Origin of the sequence: Cyanobium sp. BA20m-p-22 (assembly GCF_024346275.1) — a bacterium.
GTDB lineage: Bacteria > Cyanobacteriota > Cyanobacteriia > PCC-6307 > Cyanobiaceae > Cyanobium_A.
In genome coordinates this window covers 1-9,850 of record NZ_JAGQCQ010000125.1, presented here as the reverse complement: position 1 = coordinate 9,850, position 9,850 = coordinate 1, and the positions used below count along the sequence as shown (strand labels likewise).

11 protein-coding genes are annotated in these 9,850 nt (G+C 66.7%); 5 read left to right on the top strand and 6 right to left on the bottom strand.

What is annotated here, in order from left to right:
• Both KBZ15_RS11665 and KBZ15_RS11660 read left to right on the top strand, forming a co-directional pair.
• Window positions 1-763 (top strand): hypothetical protein (locus tag KBZ15_RS11665; RefSeq protein WP_255015386.1); only part of this gene is annotated, 763 nt, incomplete at its 5' end.
• Window positions 764-797: 34 nt separating this feature from the next.
• Complete coding sequence (locus KBZ15_RS11660; protein ID WP_255015385.1) at window positions 798-1,664, top strand: ABC transporter permease; 867 nt, start codon at window positions 798-800, stop codon at window positions 1,662-1,664.
• Window positions 1,665-1,672: 8 nt separating this feature from the next.
• On the opposite strand, the gene KBZ15_RS11655 is transcribed toward KBZ15_RS11660, so the two are convergent.
• The 3 genes from KBZ15_RS11655 to KBZ15_RS11645 form a co-directional block, all read right to left on the bottom strand.
• On the bottom strand, window positions 1,673-2,143 hold the full coding sequence (locus KBZ15_RS11655) for a DUF4143 domain-containing protein (RefSeq protein WP_396123459.1): 471 nt from the start codon (window positions 2,141-2,143) through the stop codon (window positions 1,673-1,675).
• Window positions 2,144-2,369: 226 nt separating this feature from the next.
• A complete protein-coding gene (gene trmH / locus KBZ15_RS11650; RefSeq protein WP_255015384.1) occupies window positions 2,370-3,059 on the bottom strand; it encodes a tRNA (guanosine(18)-2'-O)-methyltransferase TrmH in 690 nt (229 codons plus the stop codon).
• 34 nt (window positions 3,060-3,093) lie between these two features.
• Window positions 3,094-3,720: an HdeD family acid-resistance protein gene (locus KBZ15_RS11645; protein ID WP_255015383.1), complete on the bottom strand. Its 627-nt coding sequence runs from the start codon at window positions 3,718-3,720 to the stop codon at window positions 3,094-3,096.
• Between the two features lie 142 nt (window positions 3,721-3,862).
• On the opposite strand from KBZ15_RS11645, the gene KBZ15_RS11640 reads away from it, so the two are divergent.
• Window positions 3,863-4,186, top strand: coding sequence for an MGMT family protein (locus tag KBZ15_RS11640; protein WP_255015382.1), 324 nt, complete (start codon window positions 3,863-3,865; stop codon window positions 4,184-4,186).
• Window positions 4,187-4,196: 10 nt separating this feature from the next.
• Window positions 4,197-5,588 carry a 16S rRNA (cytosine(967)-C(5))-methyltransferase gene (locus KBZ15_RS11635; protein ID WP_255015381.1) on the top strand — a complete coding sequence of 464 codons (1,392 nt, stop codon included), beginning with the start codon at window positions 4,197-4,199 and terminating at the stop codon, window positions 5,586-5,588.
• On the opposite strand, the gene KBZ15_RS11630 is transcribed toward KBZ15_RS11635, so the two are convergent.
• The 3 genes from KBZ15_RS11630 to KBZ15_RS11620 are packed head-to-tail and all read right to left on the bottom strand — an operon-like array spanning window position 5,585 to window position 8,899.
• Window positions 5,585-7,672 carry a transglycosylase domain-containing protein gene (locus tag KBZ15_RS11630; protein WP_396123457.1) on the bottom strand — a complete coding sequence of 696 codons (2,088 nt, stop codon included), beginning with the start codon at window positions 7,670-7,672 and terminating at the stop codon, window positions 5,585-5,587. The genes KBZ15_RS11635 and KBZ15_RS11630 overlap by 4 nt on opposite strands.
• Before the next feature lies 1 nt (window position 7,673).
• Window positions 7,674-8,672: a chlorophyll synthase ChlG gene (gene chlG, locus KBZ15_RS11625; RefSeq protein ID WP_255015380.1), complete on the bottom strand. Its 999-nt coding sequence runs from the start codon at window positions 8,670-8,672 to the stop codon at window positions 7,674-7,676.
• A gap of 11 nt (window positions 8,673-8,683) precedes the next feature.
• Window positions 8,684-8,899: a DUF2862 domain-containing protein gene (locus KBZ15_RS11620; RefSeq protein ID WP_197148244.1), complete on the bottom strand. Its 216-nt coding sequence runs from the start codon at window positions 8,897-8,899 to the stop codon at window positions 8,684-8,686.
• 57 nt (window positions 8,900-8,956) lie between these two features.
• Between KBZ15_RS11620 and hisF the strand changes: the two genes are divergently transcribed.
• Complete coding sequence (gene hisF / locus KBZ15_RS11615) at window positions 8,957-9,754, top strand: imidazole glycerol phosphate synthase subunit HisF (RefSeq protein ID WP_254931307.1); 798 nt, start codon at window positions 8,957-8,959, stop codon at window positions 9,752-9,754.
• Window positions 9,755-9,850: the final 96 nt, after the last annotated feature.

Here is a 9,850-nt window from a genome sequence, read left to right as displayed (position 1 = left end):
AGAAAGGGAGCAAGTAATGTCATTGAATATACTTAAAGCGCAATTCGCGCCGGCCATCCTTAGGCTTCCCCTTTTTCTTGCCGGGCTGTGTGCATCTGGGTTGGCCATAAATTTGCTTTCGGGTATGCCCGCCCGGGCATTAACTGTTACAAATTCCGAGGTCTTTTCGCCCGTGCTTCAGGTTGATGGTGGGATCCTTGACACAGGGCTGCTTATTGGAGGGCTGGGCTCTTCCGTGACCAACGTTTCGCTAAGCGTCAGCCTTACAAAATGTGGAGGTCGTGTTCCTATCGGCTCTTCTGGTGTCTGCAGTAGCCCCGATTTTTCTTTTAATAGTGAGATTCAACTCTTCCTGGAAAGCCCAACTGGAACCTTTGCGCAAATGGTTTACCAAGGTGACTTAACTGGTCAGACACCAGGTGCTACAGTTACTTGGGATTTCCAGGATTCCTTCTCCTCGCCGGTAAGTGGCTCTTTATTAGTGAGCGGCAGCTACCAATCTGCGGACCTTTTTTCCATTTTTAATGGAGAAGCTGCCAACGGGACCTGGAGGCTCTATTACGAAGACACAACTCCAGGTGGCCCCTTCAGTATCAACAGCTGGGCCATCTCCGTAACTGATGAGACCGGCCCCGGCCCAGGACCCACCCCCGCCGATGTGCCAGGTCCCCTTCCCCTGTTTGGGGTTGCTGCCGCCTTTGGCTGGAGTCGCGTGCTTAGGAAACGGATCCGGGCCCGCCGTGACCTTCGGTCTGGTTCCTAGGGATTCCAAGCCCGGCCCTGCCTAAGGTCGCCCCATGCCCTTGCTGACTCTTCGCCCTGCCACCAGCCTTTCGGGTCGCATGGCCCGTTGGGGTCTGGTGATTGTGGTGGCCTACGCCCTGGTGGCAGTGCTTACCCCCCTGTTGGTACAGGTGGGCTGGTTGCCCGAGCCCAATTCCGGACTGCAGAACCCCATCTACGCCGCCCCCTCCCTGGGCCACTGGTGCGGCACCGATCGGCTTGGCCGCGATGTATGCGTGCGCACCCTGGCCGGTAGTGGCGTGGCCCTGCAGGTGGTTTTGCTGGCCCTGGTGATCGCCCTGGTGATCGGCGTTCCCCTCGGCATGGTGAGTGGCTACCTGGGCGGCTGGGTAGATCGGCTGCTGGTGCTGTTGATGGACACCCTCTACACCCTGCCGGTGTTGCTGCTTTCCGTGGTGATGGCTTTTCTGCTCGGTCGCGGCCTGCCCAATGCCGCTGCTGCCCTCTGCGTTGTCTACATCCCCCAGTATTTCCGCGTCGTGCGCAACCAGAGCGCCCAGGTGAAGGCAGAGCTCTATGTAGAAGCGGCCCAGTCGCTCGGCGCCGGGCCCCTGTGGATCCTGCGCCGCTACCTGTTGCGCAACGTGATCACCTCGGTGCCGGTGCTGCTCACCCTCAATGCCGCCGATGCGGTGCTCGTGCTCGGCGGCCTCGGTTTCCTCGGCCTGGGTTTGCCCGAAACCATCCCCGAGTGGGGCGGCGACCTCCAGCAGGCCCTCACCGCCCTCCCCACCGGCATCTGGTGGACCGCCCTCTACCCCGGTGTGGCTTTGTTTGTACTGGTGCTCGGCCTGTCGTTTCTGGGGGAGGGGCTCGAGAGCTGGCTCAGTGGTGGCAATGCCCAGCGCTCTGGCAGCTGAAGCTGCCTTCAGGGGCGCAGTTGCCGCAGCCATTTTTCGAGCGGTTCACAGCGGATGCCATCGATCAGCAGCGCCTTGAGGTCGCTGCGGTCGATGCGACGGCTGCGTTTTACCTCAATGGCCAGAAACAGATTCGGGCTATACACGATGAAATCCACCTCCAATCCGGATCGGGTGCGCCAGAAGCTGAGCTGGGCGCCTCCGGGCCGCAGCTGGCAGAGCGCCCGCAGATGTTGCGCCACCAGGGATTCGAGGGCTATGCCATCAATCTCTTCCGGCGCATCCAGCGGCCCGCGGGGCCTGAGGGAGCGAAACACGCCGGCATCGAAGTAGAAAAACTTCTGGTGCTGCACCAGCTGCCGCTGGGCCCGCCGTCGAAACACCGGCAGCCGAAAGCTGATCAACAGATCCTCCAGAATTCCCAGATAGCTTTCTGCCCGTTTGCGGGGAATTTCGGCTTCTCTGGCCAGGTTGGCCAGGTTTAGTAATGAGCGGTGGATTTACCAGTTCCGCGAGGGCCGAACAGGAAGAAGCTGCCGGGCGGCGGCTGCAAAAATCGTATGGCTGACGCCATATTCGCAGCCGAAATGGAGTTTTGACCACCATTTTGCATTGATTTCGGGCGACCGTCTGACCAAGGCCGCGCCTGAATCAGCCAGTACTCCTATGGCCCCAGCGCCAGCAGCTCAGCTCAGTGGCCCAGCTTCAGTGGCGCATCTTCAGGCTGCGGGGCAGGCTTTCGCTGATGGCCCCCTCGGCGTCGAGGGCTGGGTAGGGCCGCCCCTCCCTTTGACACCAGGCGGCCACCTCCGGGTAGGCCCACTCAAACAGCAGGCGGCCGTAGCGCTCTGGTTCCAGCCCTTCGCCGCCGCTGGGCACCCGGCCGGCCGCCTGGCGTTGGCGCAGTGCCTCAAACAGCAGCGTGGCGCAGGCCACGCTCACATTCAGCGATTGCACCATCCCTCGCATCGGGATCACCACCGGTTGGTCCACCAGGGCGGCCGCTGCTGGGCTCAGGCCCCACTTCTCGGCCCCCAGCACAAAGGCGCAGGGCCCGCTGAAATCGCACTGCCGATAGTCCACCGCCTCCTGGGAGAGGTGGGTGCCGAACAGCCGCAGGCCCCGATCCTTCAGCCCCTGCAGCAGCTCGCCGATTTCGGCGTGACGATGTAGGGGCACCCACTTCTCGCTGCCCTTGGCCGTGCAGTTGAGGGTGGGGGTGCGGCCCGCCAGGCTCACCACATGGGCCTCCAGCACCCCCACCGCATCGCAGCTGCGCAGGATCGCCGAGAGGTTGTGGGGCTTGTCCACGTGTTCGAGCACCACGGTGAGATCGCCCATGCGCTGATTGAGCACGGCCTTGAGCCGCTCAAAGCGGCGGGGCAGCAGGGGCATGGCGTCAGGTGAGCTGCGGATTCATGGCCGCAATTCACTCGACACGCGGATGGAAGCGGCTGCTGAAGGCGAGCAAATCGAACCCGCTGAACACAAAGCTGATGCCCACCAGGATCCCAATCACGGAGAGCAACCCGGCCGGACTCATCGAGAGGATCAGGAAACCCAGCACAAGGGTGACGATGCCGTTGACCAGGCCCCAACCCCATCCCCTGGTGGAGCGATGGCTCAGCGAGAGGAGGGCAGTCACTACCCCCTCAGCCAGGAACACGATGCCGATCGCCGTGGCCAGCGCTTTCACCTGGAAGGCCGCCGGCACGATGCCCGCCTTGAATTGCAGGAGCACCCAGAGCCCCGTGACCAGAAACAGGGTTGAGACCACCAGCCGCCAGAAACAGTGCCAGCGTCCGAGGCGTCTCGCCCGTGAGATGTTGTCGATCCAGCCAACGATGCCGCCCACTAGGAAGGCAATCGCCACCATCAACGTCACCGAGGCGGAGGCCACCACGGGAAAGCCGAGGGCCAGGAGGCCCAGAACGATCATGACGATTCCTTCGGCCTGGGTCAGGCCCCGCAACCTGCCCTCCTCCTCAGCCCGTCGACCCAGGGGAACGGCGCCAGATTCATCGTCTGGGATGTTGAAGGTCGCGCCGGAGGGCATGGAGACGTCGTGAAAGATAGGCATCAACCGTAAGCAGGGCTCAGCCAAGAAAGCCCTGCCGGTCATGCACCGTGATCATGCCCGCCAGGAGATGGCACTGCCCAGCCGATGGAACAGCCCAGGAGATGGAACTGTCCAGCCGATGCCAAGCCCAAACGCCTTCGACCAGCAGGTCTATGCCGCCGTGGCCCGCATCCCCCGCGGCCAGCTCGCCACCTACGGCCAGATTGCCGAGCTGATCGGCGTCTGGGGTGCGGCGCGCCAGGTGGGTTGGGCCCTGCGCCGCCTGCCCCTGCCGTCGGAGATTCCGTGGCATCGGGTTGTTAATGCAAAAGGGCAGATCAGCTTCACCCCCAGCCGCGAGGGCAGCGACTGGATCCAGGCCGAGCTGCTGCGCGCCGAGGGCATCCCCGTGGATGCTGCCGGTTGCCTGCCCCTGGCCCGTCACCGCTGGCAGCCGCGCTAGGTGTGGAGCCATGCCCCCCGACCCCGCCGCCTTGCAGTCTGTTGCCGCCCCGGAGTCCAATCCGGAGACTGCCCCGGTGGGTCTGGCGCCGCGCCAGCTGGCCTGGCAGGTGTTGCTGGCAGTGGGGGCGGGGGCCTACGCCGACCTGGCCCTGGAGCGGGAGCTGCAGCGCCATCCCCTCGAAGGCGCCGACCGCGCCCTGGCCACCGAGCTGGCCTACGGCGCCATCCGCCAGCGGCGCCTGCTCGACGGCTGGCTTGATGCCCTTGGCAAGGTGCCCGCCGCCCGCCAGCCCCCCAAGCTGCGCTGGCTGCTGCACCTGGGGCTCTACCAGCTGCTGTTCAGCACCCGGGTGCCGGCCTCGGCGGCGGTGAGCACCAGCGTGGAGCTGGCCAAGCAGGGCGGCCTGGGCCGGCTGGCGCCGGTGGTCAATGGCCTACTTAGGGCTTGCGGGCGCCGGCGCGCGGGGGCCAAACCTGAGCCCTGGGATGGCCTGGGCCCCCTGCCCGCCGATCCCGCCGGCTGCCTGGGCCTGCGCCACTCCCTGCCCGCCTGGCTGGCGGAGCTGGCCATGCAGTGGCCCGAGCCCGAGCTGTTCGCGGCCGCCTGCAACCAGCCCCCCGCCCTCGACCTGCGCGTCAACCCCCTGCGCACTAGCCGGGCGGCTGTGCTGGAGGCCTTTGCCGCCGCCGGGCTGGAGGCGGCCCCCCTGCCGGAGCTGGCCAATGGCCTCACGCTGCGGGGCCGCAGCGGCGAGCTGCGCCACCTGCCCGGCTATGGCGAGGGCCACTGGTGCGTGCAGGATCGCTCTGCCCAGGCGGTGGGGCTGCTGCTGGATCCCCAGCCCGGCGAGCGCATCCTCGATGCCTGCGCTGCCCCCGGCGGCAAGAGCACCCACCTGGCTGAACTGATCGGCGACCAGGGCGAGGTGTGGGCGGTGGATCGTTCCGAGGGCCGCCTGCGCCGGGTGGGGGTCAACGCCGCCCGGCTCGGCCTGGGCTCCATCCACACCCTGGTTGCCGATGCCACCGAGCTGGCGGCCGAGAAACCCGAGTGGTGCGGCTGGTTTGATCGCATCCTGTTGGATGCCCCCTGCTCGGGCCTGGGCACCCTGGCCCGCCACGCCGATGCCCGCTGGCGCATCACCCCTGCCCTAATCGGCGAGCTGGTGCTGCTGCAGCGCCGCCTCCTGGAGGCCCTGCTGCCCCTGCTCAAGCCGGGCGGTCAGTTGGTCTATGCCACCTGCACCGTCAATTCCGCTGAGAACAGCCAGCTGCTGCAGGCCTTCCTCGGTGACCATCCGGCCTGGCAATGTCTGCAGCAGTGGCAGCGCTGGCCCGCCCCCGGCGGCGGCGATGGCTTTTATGCCGCCCTGCTGCAGGCATCGCCGCCAGGGGCCTAGGGCGGAGTGGGGGCGGTCACAGGTGGCGGTGGCGCCTCTGGGGCTGGAGGGGGGGCGGTGGCTGGCGCTGGGCTCGGCGGGGCGGCCGGTGCCTGGCTCTCCTGCTGCTGGATCGGCGCTGCCTCGCCCTCCAGGCTGGGGCTGGGATCGAGTTCCAGGGGTTGGGGGGCCCGGTAGGGCAGGTCGTCGGGCCGGCTAGTCGGCTTGGCCCGCTCCGGCGGTTTCTTTCCACCCCGGTAGGTGTCCTGCAGCTCCGGTCGGGGCGGGAACTGGCGCACGGGCAGGTTTTTTGTGATCGGCGCCATGAAGGCCCGCCAGGCGTAGGTGGCCACCACGCTGGTGTCCTTGGTGCCCCGGCTGTCGTCGTAGCCGAGCCACACGCCTGTGGTGAGCTGGGGGATCGAGCCGATGAACCACAGGTCCCGGCCCCCCTCAGAGGTGCCGGTTTTGCCCGCCACCGGTCGATTCGGCAGGGCGGCGCCGCCGCCGGTGCCCGACTGCACGGCCCGTTGCAGCATCCACATCATCATCGCGGCGATGTCGCTGTTGACCGCCCGCTTGCCGGGGTCGCCCTCGACCCGCCGGCTCCAGAGCAGCTCGCCGTTGGGCCCGAGAATTTCCTCAAACGGAGTCGGTTTGACGTAGATGCCGCCGTTGTTGATGGCGGCGTAGGCCGCGGTCATGTCCAGGACCGTCTGCTCGTAGGCGCCCAGGGCCATCGGGTAGAAACGCCCCAGTTCCCGGCTGATGCCCAGGCTCTTGGCGGTGGCGATCACCTTGTCGAAGCCCAGCTCCTGGAGCAGGGCCACCGCCACCGTATTGAGCGAGTTCTGCAGGGCCACCACCATCGAAACCGAGCCCAGGTAGCGGCTGCCGAAGTTCTTCGGGCAGTAGCCGCGGAAGCAGCGGGCTGAATCGCGCAGCACTCGCTCCGGCAGCATCCCCTCCTTTAGAGCCGTGAGATATACAAACAATTTGAAGGTGGAGCCGGGGGAACGCAGGGCCTGGGCCGCTCGGTTGAACTGGCTGTCGAGAAAATCAGTGCCGCCCACCATCGCCCGCACCAGGCCGGTGCCGGGCTCCATCGCCACCAGGGCCCCCTCCATATCCCCGCTGGCGTAGGTGTTGATCGCCTTCTGCGCCTCCTTCTGCCAGGCCAGGTTGACGCTGCTGCGCACGGTCAATCCGCCAACTTCCAGCTGCTCGGGGGTGAGCACCTGGGGCAGTTCCTGCTGCACCCAGCTGCTGAAGTAGGGGGCCTGGCTGTCCCAATACTTGGGTTCGGCAGGCCTGAGCTCCAGGGGGGAAGCCTCGGCCTGCTGTTGCTCGCTGCTGCTGATGAAGCCGGCCTCCTGCATGCGCCGCAGCACCACCGCCCGGCGCTCCAGGGCCAGATCCGGATTCACCAGGGGGGAATACACCGAGGGTGCCGGCGGCAGTCCGGCGATCAGGGCAGCCTCGGGGAGGTTGAGCTGGTCGGGGGTTTTCGAGAAGTACACCCAGGCCGCATCGGCCACGCCGTAGGCACTTGAGCCCAGATACACCACATTTAGATATTCGGTGAGGATCTGGGCCTTGCTCAGCTGGCGCTCGAGCTTGCCGGCCAGGGCGGCCTCCTTCAGCTTGCGCACCAGGGTGCGGTCCTGGCTGAGGAAAACGGTGCGGGCCAGCTGCTGGGTGATCGTGCTGGCCCCTTCCTCCACCGACCGCTGGCTGATGTTGCGCACCAGGGCCCGGCCGATCCCCACCGGGTCGATGCCGTTGTGCTGGTAGAAGCGCCGGTCTTCGGCGGCGATGAAGGCCTGCTCCACCAGGGTTGGCAGGGTTTCGGGGGTGAGCTTTTCGCGGGTCACCGGCCCGATCTTGTGCACCACCTGGCCATCGGCCGAGAGGATCGTGAGGGTGCCCGGGCGGTTGAAATGGTTGATGCCGCGGGCATCGGGCAGCAGGCTGTCGAGGCCAGCCACCAGGGCGGCCTGGCCGCAGGCCACACCGCCCCCGATCAGGGCGGCCAGCAGGCCGGCCCGCACCAGGTTGGGGCGGCGGCGGGGCTTGGGGGCCTGGCGGGTGGCTGCGCCGCTCACTTCAGCTGACCAGGGTGCCGGAGCTAACCAGGGTGCTGTGGCCGATCGCCAGGGCCGTCACCAGCATGCCGAGCACCAGAAAGGGCTGGGCGCTGGCCTGGTATTTGACGTCGAAGGCCACCGGGTCGCGCAGCAGCCAGATGTCCTGGAAGGTGATCTGGGGAATGATCAGCAGCACCAGCAACACTGCGGCGAAATGCTGACCGATGGCGATCAGCACTGCCACCATCGCCAGTTGAAACAGATCGATCATGCCTGCACTGATCCAGCTGGCCCTAGTGATGCCGAAGGCAACCGGCAGGCTCTGCAGGCCCAGGGCCCGGTCGCCCTCAACGCTCTTGAAGTCGTTGACCACGGCGATGCCCAGGCCCGCCAGGGAGTAGGCCAGGGTGAGGATGGCGGTGGTCCAGGTGAGCTGGCCGAACAGGGCCTGGCCTGCCCACCAGGGCAGGGCGATGTAGCTGGCGCCCAGGGCGTAGTTGCCGAGCCAGCCGTTCTGCTTGAGCTTCAGCGGCGGTGCCGAATAGATGAAGCTCACAAACGAGCCGCCCAGGGCCAGCAGCAGTAGCACCGGCGTGCCGTGGCCCGCCCATAGGTCCAGGGCGTAGGCCACGCCGAGGCCCGCCAGCAGCAGGATCCAGATCTGGGCCTTCACCTGGCCCAGGGGGATGGCCCCTGAGGGGATCGGCCGGTAGGGCTCATTGATCGCGTCGATCTCGCGGTCGTAGTAGTCGTTGAGGGTTTGGGTGTAGCCGGCCAGCAGGGGCCCGCTCATCAGCATGCAGGCGATCGAGGCGCCCACCTCGCTGAAGGTCCAGTGGAAGTTGCCGGAGGCGGCTGCGCCGCAGAGCACCCCCCAGATCAGCGGGATCCAGGTGACCGGCTTCATCAGCTGCAGCCGGATTTTCCAGATGCTGCTGGTGCCGCTGGCACCCTTCATGCCCAGCAGCTGGCGAGCACCGGCGCCGCTGGCAGCTTCAGGGTTGGGGCTGTTGCTCAAGGGCCTGGGCCTCAGGAGAGGGTGATTTCGTCGTCAAAGAACCAGGCTGTCTGGCCACCGCTGAGGGCCACCACCACGCCGATGCCCTTGCCGTCCACGGTGCGAAAGCCGGTCACGGTGCCGGTGGCGTCAGCCTTGAGGGCCTCGACCATCTCAGTGGAAATGCGGTCGCGCACCCGGGTGATCCGCACCTTGGAGCCAACGTTGATGGTGGCAGCCTGGGACATGGCCGGCGCGACTGGAAAGTGGCGCAACATTAACAGCGCTTACCGGAGCCCCCGTCCATGGTTGCCAAGCGGATCATCCCCTGTCTCGACGTGGCCGATGGCCGGGTGGTGAAGGGGGTGAACTTCGTGGGTCTGCGGGATGCCGGTGACCCGGTGGAACTGGCCTGTCGCTACAGCGCCGCGGGGGCCGATGAGCTTGTCTTTCTCGACATCGCCGCCAGCCACCAGGGCCGCTCCACCCTGGTGGAGCTGGTGCGTCGCTGCGCCGAGGCGGTCACGATCCCCTTCACCGTGGGCGGCGGGATCAGCAGCGTTGAGGGCATCACCGCGCTGCTGCGGGCCGGCGCCGACAAGGTGAGCCTCAACTCCGCTGCCGTGCGTGATCCCGAGCTGGTGGCCCGCGGTGCGGAGCGCTTCGGCTGCCAGTGCATCGTCGTGGCCATCGACGCCCGGGCCCGTCCCGCCGGTGGCTGGGACGTGTATGTCAAGGGTGGCCGGGAGAACACCGGCCTCGATGCGGTCGCCTGGGCCCGCCGGGTGGTGGCGCTGGGCGCCGGCGAGATCCTGCTCACCTCGATGGATGGCGATGGCACCCAGGCCGGCTACGCCCTTGAGCTCACCAGGGCGGTGGCCGATGCGGTGTCCGTGCCGGTGATTGCTTCCGGCGGGGCCGGCTCGATCGACCACATCGCCCAGGCCCTTGATCCCGGGCCTGAAGGGGGCCATGCTTCAGCAGCTCTGCTGGCTTCCCTGCTCCATGACGGAGTGCTGACACTCGAGCAAATCAAGCGTGAGCTGATCGCGCGTCAGCTGCCCATCAGACCCCTGGCCGGGCCTCCCACGCTGCCCTGTTAACCGTCGTTACATTGTGAAAAGGGTTGTTACAACCCACGTCAGCCCACGGTCTTGCATCCCTCGGTAACTGCCCGGTCGCCCCTTGCTCTCCGCCCC